The 21,542-nt window shown below is 73.9% G+C and carries 19 protein-coding genes and 1 pseudogene; 8 read left to right on the top strand and 12 right to left on the bottom strand.

Going from position 1 to position 21,542, the window contains the following annotated elements:
* Nucleotides 1–8 precede the first annotated feature (8 nt).
* From BMW62_RS10900 to dnaA, 6 genes are all read right to left on the bottom strand, one after another.
* Complete coding sequence (locus BMW62_RS10900) at nt 9–1,046, bottom strand: hypothetical protein (RefSeq protein WP_091930878.1); 1,038 nt, start codon at nt 1,044–1,046, stop codon at nt 9–11.
* A 43-nt stretch (nt 1,047–1,089) separates the two neighbouring features.
* Complete coding sequence (locus BMW62_RS10895) at nt 1,090–1,590, bottom strand: DciA family protein (RefSeq protein ID WP_091930877.1); 501 nt, start codon at nt 1,588–1,590, stop codon at nt 1,090–1,092.
* Entirely contained in the window at nt 1,587–2,765 is a 1,179-nt protein-coding gene (gene recF / locus BMW62_RS10890; protein WP_091930876.1) for a DNA replication/repair protein RecF, read from the bottom strand. Before recF ends, BMW62_RS10895 begins: the two co-directional genes overlap by 4 nt.
* Nucleotides 2,766–2,904: 139 nt before the next feature.
* Entirely contained in the window at nt 2,905–3,876 is a 972-nt protein-coding gene (gene gnd, locus BMW62_RS10885) for a phosphogluconate dehydrogenase (NAD(+)-dependent, decarboxylating) (protein ID WP_091930875.1), read from the bottom strand.
* Between the two features lie 103 nt (nt 3,877–3,979).
* A complete protein-coding gene (dnaN, locus tag BMW62_RS10880) occupies nt 3,980–5,140 on the bottom strand; it encodes a DNA polymerase III subunit beta (RefSeq protein ID WP_091930874.1) in 1,161 nt (386 codons plus the stop codon).
* Between the two features lie 1,114 nt (nt 5,141–6,254).
* Nucleotides 6,255–8,027, bottom strand: a complete 1,773-nt coding sequence (gene dnaA / locus BMW62_RS10875; protein ID WP_091930873.1) for a chromosomal replication initiator protein DnaA — start codon at nt 8,025–8,027, stop codon at nt 6,255–6,257.
* A gap of 685 nt (nt 8,028–8,712) precedes the next feature.
* Between dnaA and rpmH the strand changes: the two genes are divergently transcribed.
* From rpmH to BMW62_RS10835, 8 genes and pseudogenes are all read left to right on the top strand, one after another.
* Nucleotides 8,713–8,850: a 50S ribosomal protein L34 gene (gene rpmH / locus BMW62_RS10870; RefSeq protein ID WP_091930872.1), complete on the top strand. Its 138-nt coding sequence runs from the start codon at nt 8,713–8,715 to the stop codon at nt 8,848–8,850.
* A 1-nt stretch (nt 8,851) separates the two neighbouring features.
* Entirely contained in the window at nt 8,852–9,232 is a 381-nt protein-coding gene (gene rnpA, locus BMW62_RS10865) for a ribonuclease P protein component (protein WP_091930871.1), read from the top strand.
* Between the two features lie 44 nt (nt 9,233–9,276).
* Nucleotides 9,277–9,477, top strand: a pseudogene (gene yidD / locus BMW62_RS23595) (membrane protein insertion efficiency factor YidD); the annotation flags it as partial.
* Nucleotides 9,478–9,607: 130 nt separating this feature from the next.
* Nucleotides 9,608–10,774 carry a membrane protein insertase YidC gene (gene yidC / locus BMW62_RS10855; RefSeq protein ID WP_170852330.1) on the top strand — a complete coding sequence of 389 codons (1,167 nt, stop codon included), beginning with the start codon at nt 9,608–9,610 and terminating at the stop codon, nt 10,772–10,774.
* Nucleotides 10,775–10,883: 109 nt separating this feature from the next.
* On the top strand, nt 10,884–11,456 hold the full coding sequence (locus BMW62_RS10850; protein ID WP_244523966.1) for a Jag family protein: 573 nt from the start codon (nt 10,884–10,886) through the stop codon (nt 11,454–11,456).
* A complete protein-coding gene (gene rsmG, locus BMW62_RS10845; protein WP_244523965.1) occupies nt 11,453–12,139 on the top strand; it encodes a 16S rRNA (guanine(527)-N(7))-methyltransferase RsmG in 687 nt (228 codons plus the stop codon). Before BMW62_RS10850 ends, rsmG begins: the two co-directional genes overlap by 4 nt.
* Before the next feature lie 96 nt (nt 12,140–12,235).
* Complete coding sequence (locus tag BMW62_RS10840; RefSeq protein ID WP_091930867.1) at nt 12,236–13,291, top strand: ParA family protein; 1,056 nt, start codon at nt 12,236–12,238, stop codon at nt 13,289–13,291.
* Between the two features lie 25 nt (nt 13,292–13,316).
* Nucleotides 13,317–14,381 carry a ParB/RepB/Spo0J family partition protein gene (locus tag BMW62_RS10835; RefSeq protein WP_091930866.1) on the top strand — a complete coding sequence of 355 codons (1,065 nt, stop codon included), beginning with the start codon at nt 13,317–13,319 and terminating at the stop codon, nt 14,379–14,381.
* 117 nt (nt 14,382–14,498) lie between these two features.
* On the opposite strand, the gene BMW62_RS10830 is transcribed toward BMW62_RS10835, so the two are convergent.
* The 6 genes from BMW62_RS10830 to BMW62_RS10805 form a co-directional block, all read right to left on the bottom strand.
* Nucleotides 14,499–15,494, bottom strand: a complete 996-nt coding sequence (locus BMW62_RS10830) for a D-alanine--D-alanine ligase family protein (RefSeq protein WP_091930865.1) — start codon at nt 15,492–15,494, stop codon at nt 14,499–14,501.
* Nucleotides 15,491–16,909: an aminotransferase-like domain-containing protein gene (locus BMW62_RS10825; protein ID WP_170852329.1), complete on the bottom strand. Its 1,419-nt coding sequence runs from the start codon at nt 16,907–16,909 to the stop codon at nt 15,491–15,493. Before BMW62_RS10825 ends, BMW62_RS10830 begins: the two co-directional genes overlap by 4 nt.
* A gap of 99 nt (nt 16,910–17,008) precedes the next feature.
* Entirely contained in the window at nt 17,009–18,160 is a 1,152-nt protein-coding gene (locus BMW62_RS10820; RefSeq protein WP_244523964.1) for an N-acetylmuramoyl-L-alanine amidase, read from the bottom strand.
* A gap of 168 nt (nt 18,161–18,328) precedes the next feature.
* Nucleotides 18,329–18,655, bottom strand: coding sequence for a thioredoxin (gene trxA, locus BMW62_RS10815; protein WP_091930864.1), 327 nt, complete (start codon nt 18,653–18,655; stop codon nt 18,329–18,331).
* Between the two features lie 112 nt (nt 18,656–18,767).
* Nucleotides 18,768–19,748, bottom strand: a complete 981-nt coding sequence (gene trxB / locus BMW62_RS10810) for a thioredoxin-disulfide reductase (RefSeq protein WP_091930863.1) — start codon at nt 19,746–19,748, stop codon at nt 18,768–18,770.
* A gap of 102 nt (nt 19,749–19,850) precedes the next feature.
* A complete protein-coding gene (locus BMW62_RS10805; RefSeq protein ID WP_170852328.1) occupies nt 19,851–21,518 on the bottom strand; it encodes a hypothetical protein in 1,668 nt (555 codons plus the stop codon).
* Between the last annotated feature and the right edge of the window lie 24 nt (nt 21,519–21,542).

The raw sequence follows: 21,542 nt of genomic DNA, 5'->3' as shown, positions 1-21,542 counted from the left end.
CGGCGCCGTCAGTACCCGGCGGTGAGCGCAGCGGTGATCGCGGTCAGCAGGCGCGCGTGGTGCTCGAGCAGCTGCGGCCGGTGCCCGTCGGGCCGGATCGCCGCCACGTGGTCACCCGCCCCACCACCCCCGCGGACGGCGGCCGACCAGAACTCGTCGCCGTCGTCGCTGCCCAGCAGCACACCGTGCACGGCGGGGTCCTGCGCGAGGCGGCGCAGCCGCGGGTCGTCCTCCGCGGCCAGCAGCAGCCAGCGGGCGTCGAAGGTCTGGTCGCCGCTGGGCATCGGCACCAGGCCGCCGGTCCGGTGCCGCCAGAAGCGCGCCGGGCTCAGCCGGAAGCCGGGCACGGTGCCCAGCATGGGGACGGCGGTGACCGCGTACTCCGGCACCAGGTAGCGCCCCGACGCGTAGACGACGTCGAACGCGACCAGTTCCAGCGAGCCGGCCCGCCCGCGCAGGACGTTCCCGGCGCGGTGGTCCTTGGTCGCCCGCACCGGGGCGCTGGCGATCAGGTCGGCGAGGCCGGCGTCCTGCGGGGCGGTGCCGTCGGAGACGGTCCACCCCTGCTGCAGCGCCCAGCCCTGGGCCCCGACGAGGTCGCCCTCGTAGCGGAACACCTGCTCGACGGCGCCCGGCTTGCGCCGGCGGCGGCCGAGCAGGCCGCGCTGCGCCGGCTGCTCGGGGGGCGGGAAACCCTGGGACGGGGACTGCTCCTGCGGGTGCTGCGGCGGGTACTGCTGCCCGGGCGGCACCGGCTGCGAGGGCGGGACCTGCTCCGTCGGCGGGACCTGGGGCGGCGGGTAGGCCGCCGGTGGCACGTCCGCGCGGGGGGCCGGCCGGTCGGGCTCCGCGGCCGGCAGGTCCCACCCCGGCGGCTGCCACGGCTGGTTCGCCGGCGGCTCGTCGCGCGGCGCCTTCCGCCGGTCGGCGAAGTTGGGGCGGTCCTCCTCCTCGGCGCCACCGTCGCCGAGGTGCGGCGGTTCGCGCCAGCCGCGGCCGTCGCCGTCGTCGAAGCCGTCCCGGTCACCGTCGCGGGGGGTGCTCATCCCTGCATCGTCCTCCCCGGCGCCGGCCCGCCGGGCGGGCGCCTCATCCGTAGGTGTCGCGCGGCCCCCGACCGCGCACCGAGCGCGGACCCTTCTTCCAGCTGGGAGCCGTCGGTCCGACAACGCGCAACCTGGTCACGACGTCCCCGCCGACCTGCGCGCGCAGCTTGCCCAGGATGGAGGGCGCCAGCAGCCGCAGCTGGGTGGCCCACGCCGTGGACTCGGCCACGACCAGAAGCTCTCCCTCGGTGAGGGTCTGCGGCCGGCAGTGCGACGCGATGTCCGGGCCGACGATCGCGTCCCACCGGCCGAACACCGATCCGACCTTCGTGCGGGCCGACCAGTCCTGCTGGTCGACGAGCGCGTCGACCAGGTTGCCGAGCGGCTGCGGGTCGTCGGCGCCCGGTCGCGGCCCGGTCCAGGTGCGGCGCGGGCCGGCGATCCGGCGCCGGGTCGGCCGCGGCCGGGACGCCGACGCGGCACGGGCCGCCTCGAGCGCGGCACGCGCGATGTCGCTGGGCCGTGCCGGCCGGTCGTCGCTCACGGATCGCCTCCCTCACCCACCGGGACCGCATCCTTCACCACGAGCGCCATGCCGCGCCCCACCTCGACGCGGGTCCCCTGCAGCTCCACGGGCACGTCGTCGACCACGGCGGCGGTGATCAGCGTCTGCTCGGCCGACCGGGCGACGGCGGCCAGCGCCGCGCGCCGCTCGGCGTCCAGGGTGGCGAAGACGTCGTCCAGCACCAGGATCGGGTCCTCCCCCTCGCTGCGCAGCAGCGCGAAGGTGGCCAGCTTCAGCGCCAGGGCCAGCGACCAGGACTCGCCGTGGCTGGCGAAACCCTTCGCGGGGGCCGGCCCGAGGTGGATCACCAGGTCGTCGCGGTGCGGGCCGACCAGCGTCATGCCGCGGTCGAGCTCGTCGCCCCGGCGCTCGGCGATGCGAGCGCGCATCGCCTCGGCCAGGTCCTCCACCGAGGGCAGCGCGGCGCCGACGGGCAGGGCCGCGCCGTCCCCGGCCAGCGGCACCGTCGAGCTGTACCCGAGCCCGGCCGCGACGGCGCCCTCCCCGGCGACGCCGGCGTAGGAGTCGGCGACGTGCGGGACCAGGTCGGCGACCAGCCGCAGGCGCGCGGCGAGGACCTGCGCACCGAGGTCGGTGAGGTGGCCGTCCCAGACGTCGAGGGTCTCCACCGCCTTGCCGCGCGCCAGCCGGGCGGTCTTGAGCAGGGCGTTGCGCTGCTTGAGCACCCGCTCGTAGTCGCTGCGCACCCCCGCCAGCCGGGGCGTGCGGGTGGCCAGCAGCTCGTCGAGGAACCGCCGCCGCTCGGTCGGGTCACCCCGGACCAGGGAGAGGTCCTCCGGCGCGAAGAGCACCGTGCGCACCAGCCCGAGGAGCTCGCGCGGCCGCGGCAGCGCCGCCCGGTTCACCCGCACCCGGTTGGCCTTGCCGGGGTTGATCTCGATCTCGACCAGCAGCTCCCGGTCCCCGCGGCGCAGCGCGGCCCGGACCACGGCCTGCCCCGATCCGTGGCGGACCAGCGGCGCGTCACCGGACACCCGGTGGCTGCCCATGGTGGCCAGGTAGCCGACCGCCTCGACGAGGTTGGTCTTGCCTTCCCCGTTGCGGCCGACGAACACCGTCGGCCCCGGGCCCAGGGCCAGGTCGACCCGTTCCCAGCTCCGGAAGTCGCCCACCTGCAGGTGCCTCAGGTACACCTCAGCACCCGCGGTGGGTGACCGGGGCGGCGGCGGTCCAGGGGTTCGCGCCGAGCCGCTGCCGGCCTACCGGCAGGGGTTTTGCCGCGATCCTGCGAGCGGTGCGGGGCAGGGAGCTCCTTCCCGGGGGTCCTTCCGTTCACGCGGGCCGCTCGGCCTCCTGCGCCTGGACGGCGCGGACCGCGTGCCCGCCGAACTGGTTGCGCAGCGCGGCGACGGCCTTCATGGTCGGCGAGTCCTCCTGCCGGGAGGAGAACCGGGCGAACAGCGAGGCCGCGATCGTCGGCATGGGGACGGCGTTCTCGATCGCCTGCTCCACGGTCCAGCGGCCCTCGCCGGAGTCCTCCGCATAGCCGGAGATGCGCTCCAGCGCCGGGTCCTCCTGCAGCGCACGGACCAGCAGGTCGAGCAGCCAGGAGCGGATGACGGTGCCCTGCGTCCAGGAGGCGATCACGCCGGGGACGTCCTCGATCAGGTCGACCGCGGCGAGCAGCTCGTAGCCCTCGCCGTAGGCCTGCATCAGCGCGTACTCGATGCCGTTGTGGACCATCTTGCTGAAGTGTCCGGCGCCGACCGGGCCCGCGTGCACGTAGCCCGCGCCCGGGATCTCCTGCCCGGACTCGTCCACCGGGGCCGGCGGCTTCAGGGCGTCGAAGATCGGCTGCGCCTTGGCGACGTCCTCCTTCGTGCCCCCGACCATGAGCGCGTAGCCGTTCTCCAGGCCCCACACGCCGCCGGAGACGCCGCAGTCGATGTAGCCGATGCCCTTCTCGCGGCACATGACGTCGTGCACCTGGTCGTCGGTGTACTTGGAGTTGCCGCCGTCGATGATCACGTCACCGGGGGCGAGGAGGCCGGCGAGCTCCTTGACGGTGGCCTTCGTCGGCTCGCCCGAGGGCACCATCACCCAGACGACGCGGGGCTCGGCGAGCGCCTCGACGAGTTCCGGCAGGCTCTCGACGTCCCGCTTCCCCGGCGACCGGTCGTAGCCCACCACCTCGTGACCGGCGCGGCGCAGCCGCTCGGCCATGTTGCCGCCCATCTTGCCCAGCCCGATCAGACCCAGCTGCACGACTCGCCCCTCTTCGACCTCGACTGCGTTGACTGCCATCGTGCTCGCCCGGCACGGCCTTGACACCTCGGGCCGCTCGCCGCGGCCCGGTCCAGGGGCTCGCCGCGAGCGTGCGAGCGGTGAGGAGGACCGGGCTCTCGCTTCACCCCGGCAGCCGCACCGGCATGATCAGGTACCGGTAGCTGCCGGCGCGCCCGGCCGGCACCGGCGGCGCGTCGCCGTCGGCCGGCGGCTCGTCGACGCCGGAGAGCACGGCGGGCTTGAGCGGGCTGGTGAAGTCCATGCGCGCCCGCTCGGTGTGCACGGCGGCCAGACCGTCGAGGAGGAACGTCGGGTTGAACCCGATGGTGAGCGGCTCGCCGTCGAAGTCGACGTCGCAGCGCTCCTCCGCCTGCCCCTCGTCGTCACTGCCGCCCGCCCGCAGGGTCACCTGGCCGGGGCTGAACTCGCAGCGCAGCGGCGTCCCCCGCTCGGCGACCAGCGCCACGCGCTTGGCGGCGTCGGTGAACAGGCCGACCGGGAGCGTGGCGTTGGCGAACGACTCCGACGGCATGATCGCGCGGTACTTCACGAACTCGGCGTCCAGCAGCCGGGTGGTGGTCTGCCGGTCCTTGCCGGAGAGGCCGAGGATGCCCTCGCCGGAGCTGCCCGAGGACAGCGAGAGGGTGATCTCCGGCCCGCTGGTCAGCGTCTTCGCGGCCTCGGCCAGCGTGCGGGCGGGCACCAGCACCGCGGCCGACAGGCCCGAGGTCTGCGGGCGCCAGGCGAACTCCCGCACGGCCAGGCGGTAGCGGTCGGTGGCGGCCAGGGTGATCTGGTCGTCGTCGATCTCCAGCCGGACGCCGGTGAGCATCGGCAGCGTGTCGTCCCGCCCGGCGGCGATGGCGACCTGGGCCACCGCCTCGCTGAAGACCTCGCTGTCGACGATGCCGGCCGCGGAGGGCATCGCCGGCAGGGACGGGTAGTCCTCGACCGGCAGCGTGGGCAGGCTGAAGCGCGCATTGCCGCAGGTGATCGCCAGGCGCGGCCCCTCGGCGGTGATCTCGACCGGGTGCGGCGGCAGCGCACGGGTGATCTCGGCGAGCAGCCGGCCCGGGACCAGCACCCGCCCGCTCTCGCTGGTCTGCACGTCGACCTCGGAGCGCGCGGAGACCTCGTAGTCGAAACCGGAGACCGACAGCTGGTTCCCCTCGGCCTCGAGCAGGATGCCCGCCAGCACCGGTACCGACGGCCGCGGCGGCAGGCTGCGCGCCGTCCAGGCGACGGCGTCGGCGAGCACTTCACGTGCCACCCGGAACTTCATCTCTCGACCCACCCATGCTCGGTCCGCGTCCGTGGGACCACCGGGGAGGTGGCCGGCACGGGCGCGGAGCTCGTCGTCCGTCCTGCGGCGGGGCAGAGGCTCCGCTGCGGTGCTCATCGTGCCTGTTGCAGCCCCTGGTGGGGAAACCCCGGTCCCTCGATGGGTTGCTGTTCCCCACGAGGTCTCGGTGATGGGCGTCCGGGAGCCGGGAACCCTGCCCAGCGGAGCGTCCCCACCCAGACTGTGGTTCGAGAATTCTCCGGGATAACTCCTTCATCCTCGTCATCACTGGTGTGGAACCTGGGGATCGAGGCCCTTCGCGCAGGTCAGCGCCCGGATCGGGGTGTTGGCCGATTGTGGGTGGTCAGGGTCTCCCTGTTGTCGACACGTGGACAGATCGACGGTTGTGCACGGTCACCGCCGGCGGTCCACCTGCTGTCCCCTGCGTCTCCCCGGTCCGTCCCCAGGTGGTGTGCACCGGTCGCGGGCGGCCGGCGGCGCCCCGTGCGGACCGGATCGCCCTGGACGGACATCCGTGCAGGTCAACGGCGCGCGACCGGCATCCGGGGGCTCGTCGGCCGAGAGCTGGGGGTGCCGTGTCGACGGGTCGCGGAACGGTGCCGACCGGACTTTCCCCCAGCTGTGCACATCCCTGGGGACAACTTCTCGACGAGTCGACGCCGGTCGCCGTCCCCACGCGGGTCATCGTGCGCAGAACCAGCGATTCCTCCGTCCCCAGGGATCCACACAGGTGTGGACAACGACTTGTCGACCGCGTCGGGACGGTGGCCGGCAGGCGTCCGGACGGTGACCGTCGCGGGTGCGCACCGTCACCGCGGGCAGCCGTGGACGGCGACCAGGACGTGAACATCCGAGGTAGGGCAAGCTCCCGCCGAGACGGCCCAGGGTGTGCGAGCAGGCGCCCGGTGACCGGCTCCGTGAGAGTTGGGGACGGCACAGGCAGGGTCGCGCCGAGTGGGGCCCGGAGGGTCCCGCGCAGGCACGACTGGTGGGCTCAGCTCACGTCGGGAACGGCACGCGGTGACGTGCTGGAACGGCCTCCCTGCAGGGGACCGGCGCGAGCGTGCGAGCGCTGGGGGGCAGGGAAGTCCTTCTACTGCCGGGCGCGGCTCTTGATGCGGGCGGTGAGCTCGGTGACCTGCGTGTACGTCGCCCGCCGCTCGCTCATCAGGTTGGTGATCTTCTTGACCGCGTGCATGACCGTGGTGTGGTCCTTGCCGCCGAACGAGGCCCCGATGCGCGGCAGCGACAGCTCGGTCAGCTCACGGCAGAGGTACATCGCGATCTGCCGGGCGTTGACCAGCGTGCGGCTGCGGTTGGTGCCCTGCAGCTCTTCCATCGTCACGGAGAAGTACTCGGCGGTGGCGGCCATGATGATCGCCGCGGTGATCTGCGGCCCCTGCTCGTCGCTGATCAGGTCCTTGAGCACGAGTTCGGCCAGGGGCAGGTCGACCTGCTGCTTGTTGAGCGACGCGAACGCGGTCACGCGGATGAGCGCGCCCTCGAGCTCGCGGATGTTGGTCTGCACCTTCGACGCGATGAACTCCAGCACCTGGTCGGGCACCTGCAGCCGCTCGCCCCACGCCTTCTTGCGCAGGATCGCGATGCGGGTCTCCAGGTCGGGTGCCTGGACGTCGGTGATCAGCCCCCACTCGAAGCGGGTGCGCAGCCGGTCCTCGAGCGTCGTCAGCTTCTTCGGCGGCCGGTCGGAGGTGATCACGATCTGCTTGCTGGCGTTGTGCAGCGTGTTGAAGGTGTGGAAGAACTCCTCCTGCGTCCGCTCGGCGCGCTCCAGGAACTGGATGTCGTCGATGAGCAGGAAGTCGATGTCGCGGTACCGGCGGCGGAAGTCCTCGGCCCGGCCGGAGTGCACCAGGTTGATGAACTCGTTGGTGAACTCCTCGGTGCTCACGTAGCGCACCTTGACGTTGGGGAACATCCGCGCGGCGTAGTGCCCGATCGCGTGCAGGAGGTGGGTCTTCCCCAGCCCGGACTCGCCGTAGATGAACAGCGGGTTGTAGGCCCGCGCCGGCGCCTCGGCGACCGCGACCGCCGCGGCGTGGGCGAACCGGTTGCTGTTGCCGATGACGAAACTGTCGAAGACGTACTTGGGGTTGAGCCCCGGGTCCAGGCCGGCGGGGCGGCCCGCCTCCGGCCGGCGGCTGCGCGCCCCGGCCGCGGGTCCGGCCCCGGAACGGCGCGACTCCCCCGCCGACCCGTCGACGTCGAACGGGAGCACGTCGGCGGTCGACGCCGTCCCGGCGCCACCCCAGTCCTGGCTCGTGGCCGGCGCCGACGCGTCGCTGCCCCACGTGGTGGTGCTCCAGTCCTCCGGCGCCCCGCGGTCGGCCGGGGGGCGCGGCGGGCCGTCGGCGGGGTGGAGCTCGCGGACCTCGGGGAAGTCGTGGGCGACCGGTCGCTCGGCCGCCGCGGGCCGGTCCCAGGGTGCGGGGGTGCCCACGACGTCGGTGCGGACGCCGAACGCGCTGCGCCCGTCGTCGGTGCGGTCCCGGTTGGCCTGGTCCTCCTCGGCCCGCTGCGCCTCGACCGCCGACCAGGGCCGGCGGGTCGGCTCGTCGTCCCGGGGGTCGGGCGGTGGCGCCGCCGGCGCGTCCTCGAGCTGGACGGCGACGCGGATGTCGCGGCCGAACTGCTCGGACAACGCTTCGGCGAGCACCCGGCGCATGCGCGACTCGAGCACCGTCTGGGTGAACTCGTTCGGCGCCGCCAGCACGGCGGTGTCCTCGACCAGGCCCAGCGGCCGGGTCAGGTTGAGCATCGCGTTCTGCTGCGGGGAGAGGCTGGTCGCCAGTCGCTCCCGGATCTGGTCCCAGGCCGTCGCCAGGTCCAGCGTGGCATCCGCCATGCCGTCTCGTCCTCCCAGTGCTGTCGACCCCGCGGCCGCTCCCGGTGCGTCCTGCACGGCCGCGCCGCGCCCTCCGCGGCCGTCCACCGGTGGATGCCCCGGTTGTGGACACACGAACGCGTGCGATCCACATCGGTGTCCACAGGCTGTGCACGGCCGGCAGAGGTGCTGCGCCGGCTCCGCACGGGACGCTGGCCGATGCAGCGTCTTCGCTGGTCACGGCCTTGTTCGGGCGGCTGGAGGAGTGGCTCGGCGGTCGGTCGACCGACGGGGTCGGCCCGCGCGCCGTGACCCTGACGTCCGACGCGGAGCGACGGCGACGCTAACAGCCCCGTCCACAGCCCGGCAACGCCGCCGCGGTCCGCACCGGGTGGCGCAGAGGTCGCTCCGCGCATCGGAGGACGTCGTGCCCGCCCGGCGTGCCGCCGTGGTCCGCCCGTCGTGGTGGGCGCACCATGGGCGGTCGGTCACCGGCACCCGTTCGTCCTCGGCTATGCTGGCCGGAGTCTGCGGACGGGTGTGCCCGTCCTCCCGCCGCGCCAGTCTGCGCGGTCGGGCCCGGGTCCGTCGGTCCGCAGTGCCAGCTTCCGGGGTCCCGGGGACGGTCGTCGTGCCGTTCCGGTGCCCCGCGCGCTCCCGTCCACCGACGGGGCGCACCGCCGATGCCGTGTAGTGGGAGTACCTCGTGAGCAAGCGCACCTTCCAGCCGAACAACCGCCGCCGGTCCAAGACCCACGGCTTCCGGCTGCGGATGCGGACCCGCGCGGGCCGGGCGATCCTCGCCACCCGTCGGCGCAAGGGCCGCGAGAAGCTCTCCGCCTGACGTGCTGCCTGCGCAGGCACGCCTGCGCCGGCGCCCGGAGTTCACCGCGGTGGTCCGATCCGGCCGGCGCGCCGGGCGGCCGACCATGGTGCTGCACTACCTCCCCGAACGGCCCGAGCAGCCGGCCGGCGACGCATCGTCGCCGGTGGCTGCGCGGGCCGGTTTCGTGGTGGGCAAGAGCGTGGGCAACTCGGTGGTCCGCCACCGGGTGACCCGCCGGCTGCGTGCCGTGGTCCGCACCGAGCTCGACCGGCTCCCGGCGAGCGCGGACCTCGTCGTCCGAGCCCGTCCCGAGGCCGCCGCGGCCGACTCGGCCGCGCTGCACCGCGACCTGACCGCCGGCCTGGACCGGCTGCTCGGCGACCGGGGGGCGCGGCGGTGAACGTCCCGACCGGGTCGGCCCCGCACCGCTCCGCCGCCGCTCGGCTGCTGCTGTGCGCCGTCGGCTTCTACTCCCGGGCGATCAGCCCGGCGTTCCCCCCGCGGTGCCGGTTCCACCCGACCTGCAGCGCCTACGCGGCCGAGGCGGTCGGCCGGCACGGCGCGGCCCGCGGCAGCCGGCTGGCGCTGGTACGGCTGGCCAAGTGCGCGCCGTGGCACCCGGGCGGTGTGGACCCCGTGCCGCCGGCCCGTGGAACTGGGACGGGCGCCCGCTCGTCCAGCTCAGCGGCACGTCCTCAGGTCGCGCCGTCCGATGACCCCGGCCGCGAGGCCACCCCGCCGGCCGCGTGCCGGACCCCGCAGGAGGAGTCCTCCGTTGCTTGACTGGCTGTACACCGCCATCTCCTGGGTCATGGCCCGGTGGCACTCGCTGTGGAACCTGGTGTTCGGCGACCCCGCACCGGAGACGGCCCTCGGCGGGCTGAGCTGGGTGCTGGCGATCGTCTTCCTGGTCGTCACGATCCGCCTGATCCTCTTCCCGCTGTTCGTGAAGCAGGTCAAGTCGCAGCGGGCGATGCAGGAGCTCCAGCCGGAGATCGCCAAGCTGCGCAAGCAGTACGGCAGCGACCGCCAGGGGATGGCCGTGGCGATGCAGCAGCTCCAGAAGGAGCGCGGCGTCAACCCGCTGGCCGGCTGCCTGCCGATCCTGCCGCAGATCCCGGTCTTCCTGTCGCTCTTCCACGTCCTGCGCCGGCTGGCGCCGGACAAGCAGGGTCTGTACTCGTGGTCGAACCAGCTCACCGACGAGGCCGCACGGGCGCAGCTGTTCGGTGCGCCGATCTCCGCGTCGTTCAACATGAGCGGCGCCAAGGAGCAGGCGATCCTCGGGATCGCCGGGGTCAACTACACGAACATCCGCATCGTCGCGTTCGCGCTGATCATCGTCATGTGCTTCACGACGTACTTCACGCAGAAGCAGATCATGTCGCGCTCGGGCCCGGTCGAGGGCCAGGCCGCCATGGTGCAGAAGCTGATGCTCTACGGCGTCCCGATCAGCCTCTTCGTCTCGGGCTTCATCTTCCCGATCGGTGTCCTCATCTACTGGATGACGAACAACCTGTGGACGATGGGCCAGCAGTTCTTCATCCTCCGCAAAATGCCGCCGCCCGGTTCGGACGCCGCCAAGGCGAAGGCCGCCGCGGACAAGCCGGCGATCGACCCCAAGACGCTGGCCCCGAAGCCCGGCGCCAAGCCGGTGCGGCCCAAGCAGGGGCGCCCGTCGGGCACCACCGCCGCCCCGGCCAGCACCGTGGACGGCGACGGCCTCCCCGGTGACGGGCCCACGGCGGACGGTTCAACGGCGGACGGTTCCACGGACAACGGTTCCACGGACAACGGTTCCACGGACAACGGCTCGACGGGGAACGGCTCGACGGCCAACGGTTCCACCGGGTCGCGCAACGCCGGTTCCGGATCCGGCCGCAGCTCCCGGCCCGGGGCGGGCCAAGGGCCGGCCAACCGCGGGAAGCGGAAGCGTCGCTGACCTCCGCCGTACCGCTCCCCCGCCGGCCCGTCCGGCACACAGACCACCGGGACGACCCGGCCGCCGCACCGAACTGGGAGGAACACCCGTGAGTGCTCCGCAGCAGCCCGTGACAGACAACCCGCCGGCCCTGCCCGACGCGGACGCCGCCAGCGACGACGCCGTCGTGGAGCCCGTCGACGTCGAGACGGACGGGGCAGGTGGGGCCGGTGGGACCGGCGACGACCTGCTGGTCCGCGAGGGTGACGTGGCCGGGGACTACCTGGAACGCCTCCTCGACATCCTCGACGTGGACGGCGACATCGACCTCGACGTGGAGGGCGACCGGGCGTCGGTCGCCATCGTCGGGGGCCGGCTGGGCGACCTCATCGGGCCGGACGGCGCGACGCTCGAGGCGCTGCAGGAGCTCACCCGCCTCGCCGTCGCCCAGTCGACGGGCGTGCGCAGCCGGCTGATGCTCGACGTCGGCGGATACCGGGCCAAGCGCCGGGCCGACCTCACCTCGCTGGCCGCGGAGACCGCGCGCCGGGTCTCCGCCAGCGGTCAGCCCGAGCGGCTGAGCCCGATGAACCCGTTCGAGCGCAAGGTCGTGCACGACGTCATCTCCTCGGTCGCGGGCGTGCACAGCGAGTCGGAGGGCGAGGAGCCCCGCCGCCGCGTCGTGGTCCTGCCCGACAGGTGAGCGACGCAGGTCCCCCGGCCGGCGCGGCGGGCGTGCCGGAGGTACCCGCTGCGCCGGCGCAGGCCGCCGAGGTCTTCGGCGCCGCCCTGCCCGCGGCGCAGCGGTACGTGGCCCGGCTCGCCTCCGACGGGGTGACCCGCGGACTCATCGGCCCCCGCGAGGTCCCCCGGCTGTGGGAACGGCACGTGCTCAACAGCGCCGCGGTGGCCGAGGCGGTGCCCCGGGACGCCCGGGTGGTCGACGTCGGCAGCGGCGCCGGGCTGCCGGGTATCCCCCTCGGACTGGCGCGTCCGGACATCGCCCTCACGCTCGTCGAGCCGATGGCCCGGCGGGTGGAGTTCCTGGAGGAGGCGGTCGCCGACCTGGCCGAGGCGCCGTCGACGTGGCGGGTGGTGCGGGGCCGCGCCGAGGACCGGTCGGTGGTCGCCGCCGTCGGACGCGTCGACGTCGTCACCGCCCGGGCGGTCGCACCCCTCCCACGGCTCGTCGGCTGGTGCCGTGGCCTCCTGCGGCCGGGAGCCCAGCTGGTGGCCCTCGTCGGGTCGCGGGCGCTGGCCGAGCTGCCGGCGCTCCGGCCGGAACTGCACGCCGCCGGGATGCGTGACATCGAGGCGCGGGCCGTCGGTGCATCACTGGGAGACGCTGCCACTACCGTGGTGGTCATGACGCGGGGAGACCGGTGACGGTGCCGGGAGGCCGATCCGTGTCCTGTTCCACGTGGAACAGATGCCGCTACCCGATCCGTTCCACGTGAAACGCCGGCAGAGGAAGGACCAGCGATGACCGACCCGGGCGAGCGGCTGCGCAGCAGTCTCGCGGCTGACCAGTCGTCGACGGCGTCGTCCTCGGGTGGGCTCGCGGACTTCGACAGCCCTATCGCCATGGAGGCCCTGCGCGCGACGCGCGTGCTGCACGCCGCCGAGCAGGAGCCCTTCCCTGCTCCCGGGCGCATCCGGGTCATCACCATCGCGAACCAGAAGGGCGGGGTCGGGAAGACCACGTCCACGGTGAACCTCGGCGTGGCCCTCGCCCTGTACGGCCTGCGCACCCTCGTCATCGACCTCGACCCCCAGGGCAACGCGAGCACCGCCCTCGGCGTCGAGCACACCGTGGGCACGCCCTCGATCTACGACGCGCTCGTCGGCGACAGCACGCTCTCCGAGGTGGTGCACCCGACGACGGCCAGCCCCAACCTGCTCTGCGTGCCGGCGACCATCGACCTGGCCGGCGCCGAGATCGAGCTGGTCTCCGTCGTCGCCCGCGAGCACCGGCTGCGGCGGGCGATCGAGGCGTACGTCGCGGCCCTGCCGCGGGAACGCCGGCCGCACTACGTGCTCATCGACTGCCCGCCCTCGCTGGGACTGCTGACGCTCAACGCGCTGGTGGCCGGCGACGAGGTGCTCATCCCCATCCAGTGCGAGTACTACGCGCTGGAGGGGCTGGGGCAGCTGCTCAACAACATCGACCTGGTCCGCCAGCACCTGAACCCGGGGATCGCCGTGCGGACGATCCTGCTCACCATGTACGACGGGCGCACCAAGCTCGCCGACCAGGTCGCCGACGAGGTGCGCAACCACTTCGGCGAGCTCGTGCTCCAGGCGGTCATCCCCCGCAACGTCCGGGTCTCCGAGGCTCCGGGCTACGGGCAGTCGGTCCTGACCTACGACCCGGGTTCGCGCGGCTCGACCAGCTACGTCGAGGCCGCCCGGGAGCTGGCGCAGCGCGGGGTCGCGCTGGAACCGCTCGACGTGGCGGCGGGCAGCAACGGGGCCACCCCGGTCGGCGCGCTCGCCTTCGGGGAGACGTCGGTGCCGTTCCGCCAGGACTCCCAGTGACCACCCCTGCCAGCGAGGAGCAGTCATGACGAAGCGAGGCGGCCTGGGACGCGGGCTGGCGGCGCTCATCCCGACGGGTCCGGCGCCCACGCCTGCCCCGGTCGCCCCGGCTGCGCCCGCGCCGAGCCAGGAGCGGGACGAGCAGACCGGTGAGCAGCCACCGGCGACGCCCGCCGCCGGCGAGCGTGCCGAGGCGGCGCCGGCGTCCGCCCCGGTCAGCCTGGTGCCCTCCCCCCCGCCATCGCCGGCCGCGGAGGCGGACACGGTGGGTGTGCCGGGGGCGCAGCTCCGCGAGGTCTCGGTCGAGGACGTCGTGCCGAACCCGAAGCAGCCCCGGCAGGTCTTCGACGACGAGGCCCTGGACGAACTGACGCACAGCATCAAGGAGTTCGGGCTCCTCCAGCCGATCGTCGTCCGGGAGTCCGAGGGCGGGCGCTACGAGCTCATCATGGGCGAGCGGCGCCTGCGTGCGGCGCGGGCCGCGGGGCTCGGCACCGTGCCCGCGATCGTGCGCGACACGACCGACGACGCGATGCTCCGAGACGCCCTGCTGGAGAACATCCACCGGGTCCAGCTGAACCCGCTGGAGGAGGCCGCCGCCTACCAGCAACTGCTCGAGGAGTTCGGGGCCACGCACGAGGAGCTCGCCCAGCGGATCGGGCGCAGCCGCTCCCAGGTCACCAACACCATCCGGCTGATGAAGCTGCCGGTGAAGGTGCAGACCCGCGTCGCCGCCGGCGTCATCTCCGCCGGGCACGCTCGCGCGCTGCTCGGCCTGCAGGACCCGGTGGCCCAGGACGCCCTCGCTACCCGCATCGTCGCCGAGGGCCTGTCGGTGCGGGCCACCGAGGAGGCCGTCGCCCTGGCGGTCGCCGAGGAGCCGGCGGCGAAGCGGCGCACCCGGCGGATCTCCGCGCCCGGCGTCGAGGAGCTCGGCTCCCGGCTGTCGGACATGTTCGAGACCAAGGTGAAGATCCAGATCGGCCGGTCGAAGGGGAAGATCGTCGTCGAGTTCGGCTCGGTGGACGATCTGCAGCGCATCATCGGCGTCATGGCCCCGGACATCACCGGACGCCGTCCGGACGCCTGATCCGACACAGAGCGACTGCAGAGGCCGCCTTTCGTCACTGACGGAAGGCGGCCTCTGTGTGCGGGCCACGATCAGGGCACTGCCCGGCGTCCGTGGGGTGGGAGAACGGGTTCTCCGTCAGTGGCCGCTCTCGGCCCGGCGGGCGAGCAGCCGGCCGAGCACCGTGCCGAGGTCGTACCCGGCCGCCTCCACCGCCATGGGGAACATCGAGGTCTCGGTGAGGCCCGGCGAGACGTTCACCTCGAGGAAGTGGACCTCGCCGTCGGGGGTGATGATCGCATCGGTGCGCGAGAGGTCGGCCAGCCCCAGCACCTCGTGCACCCGGACGGCGACGTCGGCGGCGCGGGTGGCGACGTCGTCGGGGATGCGGGCGGGTGCGTGGTACTCGGTGAGCCCCGGCGAGTAGCGGGAGCTGTAGTCGAAGACGCCGGACTCCGGCTCGATCTCGACGGCCGGCAGCGCGATCGGCCCCTCGCCGAGGTCGACGACGGCGAGGGCGACCTCGACCCCCTCGACGTAGCGCTCCACCATCACGGTGTCGCCGTAGGCGAAGCAGCTCACCATCGCGGCCGGGAGGTCCTCGACCCGGCTGATCTTCTGGACGCCGAGCGCCGATCCGCCCGAGGCCGGCTTGACCACCAGCGGCAGACCCAAACGGGCGACCATCAGGTCCAGCACGGCACCGGCACCCAGTTCGCGGAACGTGCTGTGGGGGAGGGCGACCCAGTCCGGCGTCGTCACGCCCGCCGTGCGCACGACTGACTTGGCGGCCGGCTTGTCCCAGGCCAGCCGGCACGCGGCCGCGGGGGAGCCCACGTAGGGGACGCCGGCCAGGTCGAGGACCGCACGCAGCGCGCCGTCCTCACCGGTGGCGCCGTGCAGGGCGATGAACACCGCGTCGGCCGGCGCGGCCGCGAGGCCGGGCAGCAGCTCGGCGTCGGCGTCGCGGAGCTCGGCGTCCAGGCCCGCCCGGGTGAGCTCCTCGACCACCTGGGTGCCCGAGGAGAGGCTGACCTCCCGCTCGAAGGTCAGCCCGCCGGCGAGGACGACGGCGCGCAGCGGGTGCTGCTCCTGCGCTGCGGCGGGCTCTGCGGTGGGCGCGGTCTCGCTCATCGGCCGTCCTCGTACGTGTCGCTGTTCGCCGGACCGACCATCGACTCGGCGTCGTGGCCGGAGCCCGGGCGGATCGCCCGGAAAGTGCCGGTGTCGACCGTGTCGAAGGTGGAGTGCAGGTCCAGCTCCGCCTCCACGACGCGGGAGAGCCGTCGCACCCCTTCCCGGATCTGGTCGGGTTCGGGGTAGCAGTACGACAGGCGCATGTACTCCTGGCCGCTGCCGTCGGCGTAGAAGCCGATGCCCGGGACGTAGGCGACGTGCGCGCCCACGGCCCGCGGCTGCATCAGCTTGGCGTCCAGCCCGGCGGGCAGCTTCAGCCACACGTAGAAGCCGCCGTCGGGGCGCGTCCAGGTGGTGCCCGCGGGCATCAGGGCCGCCAGGGACTCCAGCGTGGCATCGCGGCGCTCCCGGTACAGCTCGGTGAACAGCTTGATCTGCTCGCGCCAGGGCTGGGTGTCCAGGTACCGGGCGACGGCGTACTGGGTCAGCGACGGCGGGCACAGGACCTGCGCCTCGGTGGCCAGGACGAGCTTCTCGCGGACCGCCAGCGGGGCGAGCACCCATCCCACGCGCAGGCCCGGGGAGAAAGTCTTGGAGAAGGAGCCCAGGTAGATGACCCGCTGGGAGTCGCGGGCACGCAGGGCGCGCATCGGCTCGCGGTCGAAGCCGAGCAGGCCGTAGGGGTTGTCCTCGATGACCAGCAGGTCCCAGCGCTCGGCGATCGCCATGATCGCCTCGCGGCGCGGCTCGGAGAGCGTCACACCGGCCGGGTTGTGGAAGTTGGGCACCGTGTAGAGGAACTTCACGCGGTCACCGGCGACGCGGCAGGCGACGAGCGCCTCCTCCAGGGCCTCGGGGATCAGCCCGTCGTCGTCCATGGCGACGTGCCGGACCCGGGCCTGGGCGGACTGGAAGACGCCCAGCGCACCGACGTAGGACGGCGCCTCGGCCAGGATCACGTCACCGGGGTCGACGAAGACGCGGGTGACCAGGTCCAGCCCCTGCTGCGAGCCGACGGTCACGACCACTTCGCTCGGCGAGGCGTCGGTGATGCCCTCCAGGGCCATGACGTCGCAGATCCGCTCGCGCAGCCGCGGGTCGCCCTGACCCGAGCCGTACTGCAGCGTCTGCGCGCCCATGCCGGAGACGAGGTCGCCGATCATGGAGCCGACGGCATCCAGCGGGAGGGCGGTCACGGCCGGCATGCCGCCGGCCAGGGAGACGACCTCGGGGCGGCTGACCACGGAGAACAGCGCCCGGATCTCCGACGTCTTCATCCCGTGCGTGCGTGCTGCGTAGCGGTCGGCCAGCGGGTCGAGCCGCGGATGGCGCGGCGCGGGGTGGGGGTGCGCACCCGGGTGCGCCCCCTGCTGTCCGGAACCGGCGGGCGAGCCGGGCGGGGTGGTGGCCACCCCAGGAGTGTAGGCGCGGGTGCGTCGTCGTCCGGTGGGACCACCGGTGCCGGGTGGACCGTTCGGACGCGGCCGGTCGCCGGGCGCGTGCCTGGCCCGCTACGCCTTCTCGGGCAGCACGAAGGTGCCGGTCGCCGGGTCGGCCTCGGCCGGCAGGTAGAGCCGCTGCACGGCGGCCAGGACACCGTGCGCGATGGCGCTGCGGACCCAGGCGTCCAGCAGCAGCAGCCGGTCCACCGGGTGGGAGAGGTAGCCGCAGTCCAGCCGGACGGCCGGCATCCGGCTCATGCGCAGCAGCTCCCACGTCTTGGGGTGCGAGCCGAGGTCCAGCAGCCCGGTGCGGGCGACGATCTCGCGCCGCACCAGGTTCGCGAACTGCTCCCCCACCGTGGAGGAGGCGCCGGAGCCGGTGCCGTAGTAGTAGCTGGCGACCCCCCGGGCGTGCTCGGAGCCGTGGGCGTCCATGTGCAGGGAGAGGAAGAGGTCGCCCCGGGCGTCGTTGGCGAAGGCGGTGCGCTCGGCGAGCGCCGGCCCCTGCCCGCGGCCCCGGGTGAGGTACACGGTGGCGCCCGCGGCCGCCAGCCGCCCCTCGATGCGGGAGGCCAGGTCGAACACCAGGTCCGCCTCGGTGGTCTCGCCCACCGTGAAGCCGGTGTCCGGGCCGCCGTGGCCGGCGTCGACGACGATGCGCCGCCCGATCAGGTGGGGGCCGCTCTCGACGAACGACGCGCTCTGCCGGAGGAGCTGGGGCCGGCCGCCGGTGACCTTGCGGCCCAGCTGGCGCAGCGCCCGCAGCGTCGCCGGGCCGCAGGTGCCGTCGGAGGTCAGCCCGTAGTCGCGCTGGAACGCCCGCAGCCCGAGCTCCGTCTCCGGGCCGAGGATGCCGTCGGCCCGCCCGGCGTCGTAGCCGAGCTCGAGGAGGCGCTCCTGGAGGTTGGTGACGTCGTCACCGCGCATCGGCCGTTCGGGGTCGTAGCGGAGCAGCCGGTCCCCCAGGGACCAGCGGGCCTCGCTGAGCGCCCGGTAGGTCTCCTCCCCCACCCGGCCGTCGACGGAGAGACCGCGGACCTGCTGGAAGTGGCGGACGGCGAGCTCGGTGCCGGCGTCGTACTCCGCCGACTCCAGCGCCGGGTCGGGACCGTCGGGGGATGCGGGGAGGAGGCCGAGGCTGCGGAGGGCGGCGTGCACGTCGGCCACGGCCGGCCCGCGGTCCCCCCGCGCCAAGGGCTGCATGCGGCTGTCGGTTCCCATCGTGCCGCCGATTGTCGTCCCTCCCGTCCTCGTCGGCGCGCCCGGGGAGAGCATCGCGACCCCCGGGAACGGCGAAGGCCCACCCGTCCGGTGGAGGGGTGGGCCTTCGCCGCACGGAGCGTGACCTCGCCGCGCTGGGCGGCGCTGTCGTGGCTCAGGTGCCGTGACTCAGAGGTAGTCGGCCAGGTCGTTCAGGATGGCGCCCTTGGGCTTGGCGCCGATGATGCTCTTCACCGGCTTGCCGCCCTGGAAGACCGTCATGGTGGGGATCGACATGACCTGGTAGTCGCGGGCGATCTGGGGGTTCTCGTCGATGTTCAGCTTGGCGATGGTGAGCTTGTCGCCGTGCTCGGCGGCGATCTCCTCCAGCACCGGGGCGACCATCTTGCACGGCCCGCACCACTCCGCCCAGAAGTCGACGAGCACGGGCTTGTCGCTGCCCAGCACGTCGGTGGCGAAGCTGGAATCGGTGACGGTCACGGTGTTGCCTGCCATGGTCGTTCTCCCTCTCGGTCGACTGGCTCGTTGCTGGCGCTGACGAGGTTGCCTGCCGGGACAACCGGTCGCGGGAACCGGTTATGCCCGGGTGGGCGAGCCCGATGCGGGCTCAGCGCTCGTCGAAGGTCTCGGCGAGCCACCGCTCGGCGTCGATCGCGGCGGCGGCACCCGTGCCGGCCGACGTGATCGCCTGGCGGTAGATGTGGTCGACGACGTCGCCGCAGGCGAAGACCCCGTCGATGGTGGTCCGGGTGGTCGGGTGGTCGACCTGGATGTAGCCCTCGTCGTCCAGCTTGAGCTGGCCGGCGAAGAGCTCGCTGCGCGGGTCGTGGCCGATGGCGACGAACATGCCGGTCACCGGCACGGTCTCGGTGGCACCGGTGGTGGTGTCGGTCAGCTCGACGGCGGAGACGGTGGTGTCGCCGAGGACCTCGGTGACCTGCTTGCCGAGGGCCCAGCGGATCTTCTCGTTGTCCTGCGCCCGCTTCTGCATGATCTTCGAGGCGCGCAGCTCCTCGCGGCGGTGCACGACGGTGACGCTCTTGGCGAAGCGGGTGAGGAAGGTGGCCTCCTCCATCGCCGAGTCACCGCCGCCGACGACGACGATGTCCTGGTCGCGGAAGAAGAACCCGTCGCAGGTGGCGCAGGCGGAGACCCCGCGGCCGAGCAGCCGCTGCTCGTTGTCCAGGCCCAGGTACCGGTACTTGGAGCCGGTGGACACGATGACCGCGTGCGCGCGGTGCACCTGGTCGCCGACCTTGACGATCTTGGGCTCGGCCGTCAGGTCGACCTCGGTCACGTCCGACGGCACCAGCTCGGCGCCGAAGCGCTCGGCCTGGGTGCGCATGTCGTCCATGAGCTGGGGACCCTGGATGCCCTCGGGGAAGCCGGGGAAGTTCTCGACCTCGGTGGTCGTCATCAGCGCGCCGCCGAACTGCGACCCCTCGAACACCAGCGGGTGCAGGTTGGCCCGGGCGGCGTAGACCGCCGCGGTGTACCCGGCGGGCCCCGAGCCGATGATGATGAGGTCGCGGACGCCGTCGTGCTCCGCGGGCGGGATCGCCGGCTGGGTCACCTCGCCGGTGGTCACGGCGGGGCCGGGGGTCGGCTGGTCTGCAGTCACGGGCGGCACAACCACGATCGTAAGGGCGGCATTCCCCGCGGTCCCGTCCAGAGGGGGAAGGGGTCTCCCTCAGCCGGCGGTGCTGATCTCCACCTCGGCCAGCTCCGCGGAGAAGCCGTCCGGGCTGTCGACCAGGCCGGTGAGCCAGACGAGGACGTAGCGCGCGGTCACCGGGTCGTCGAACGCGAGCTCGGTGCTCGGCTCCAGCGTGCCGTTCGCGGCAACGGTGAAGTCGTCCAGCCCCCCGACGGCGGTCTCGGCGGTGCGGATCTCGACGGTGGCGCCCGGCTGCGCGGTCTGGACGGTGACCCCGGCGAGGTCCTGGGCGGAGCCGAGGTCGTAGACGACGCCGACGCCGGGCTTGAGGTTCCCGAACGCCGGGGAGCCGCGGTAGGTGAGGGTGGACCAGCCGGTGGCGGGGTCGCCGTCGTAGGAGAGCGGGACGTCGCCGTCGTTCTCCGGCGCGCCGTCGCCGAAGGGGTCGAACACCTCGGCACCGGCGATGGCGGCCGCCGGGCCGGGCGCGCCCGCCGTCTCCTCGCCCGCACCGCCCTCGGCGACCGGGGCGCTGCTCGCCGGCGGGGTGGAGCCGTCGATGTCCTCGTCCACCGAGTCGGTCACCGACAGGACGCTCGACCCGATCCACCACGCGAGCGCGATCACCACGAGCAGGGCCAGCAGCGGCAGAGCCAGGACGACCAGCCGGTGCTTCCGGGCGTCGTCCTCGTCGTCAGCGTCCAGGTCCGCCGGGTCGGCGTACCGGTCGGCGGCCGTCGAGCCGCCGTGCAGGACGCCGAAGGGCTCCTCGTCCTCGCCGGCGGGCGGGGCCGGGGGCAGCGCCGTGCCGGCGGCGACGGTGTCGCGGGACGTGCGGGCGTGCGGAGCCGGTTCCTCGTCGGACCCGGGGCGCACCGGCGGCACCGGGGGGAGCGCGCCGGGCCCGAGCCGCACCGGTGCCGCGCCCTCGGGACGGCGGTCCCGCCCGCGACGGCGCCGTCCGCCGTCGACCTCCTCGCCGCGGTGCGGCGTGGAGGGGCTGGGCCCGGTCCGCGGGCGCTCGGCGAGCAGCGCGGCCATGGCCGCGACGCTGGACAGACCCTGGCCCGGCTCGGTGGACCGGGCCCGCCGGGCGAGGGCCACGAGGTCGGAGGGCCCGGTGGCCGGCCGGGCGCCGGGCCCGACGCCGGTCAGGCAGGCCTCCAGGAGCTCGCCCAGCGCGGTGATGTCGCCGTGCACGGTGCCGGACGCCGCCGGCACCGCCCGGAGGCCGACGAGCCCGTTGGGCCGGAGGACGACGTTCTCCAGCGTCAGGCCGCCGACGGCCAGGCCCACGCGGTGCGCCTCGGCCACGCCCTCCGCCAGCCGGCGGAGGACCAGCCGCACGTCGCGCTCGGGCATGGGGCCGGAGCGCAGCCGCTCGGCCAGGGTCTCGCCGTCGATCCACTCGTTGACGACGTAGGCCGCGCCTCCGGGCGCCTGCGGGTCGCCGCTGCCCTCGGAGGCGTCGTAGACCATCGCCAGCGCCGGGGTGGCCAGCCCGCCCGCGGTGAGCGCGCGGGTGATCCAGGCGTGCGCGGCCGGCCCGGCCGGCACGTGCACCCGGATGGCGACGTCGCGGTTCAGGACCCGGTCCTTCGCCCGCCAGCTCTGGATGACGCCGGTGGCGGTGGTCTCGTCGGGACCGATCTGGTCGAGCGGGCGGTAGCGGTCGGGCAGTCCGGTGGTCGTGGACGCCATCGACACTGTCGACTCCCTGTGCTG

It is taken from the genome of Blastococcus sp. DSM 46786, from assembly GCF_900109665.1.
Classification (GTDB): domain Bacteria; phylum Actinomycetota; class Actinomycetes; order Mycobacteriales; family Geodermatophilaceae; genus Blastococcus; species Blastococcus carthaginiensis.
Note: the sequence above shows the minus strand (reverse complement) of the source record. Positions and strands in the feature narration are given on the sequence as shown.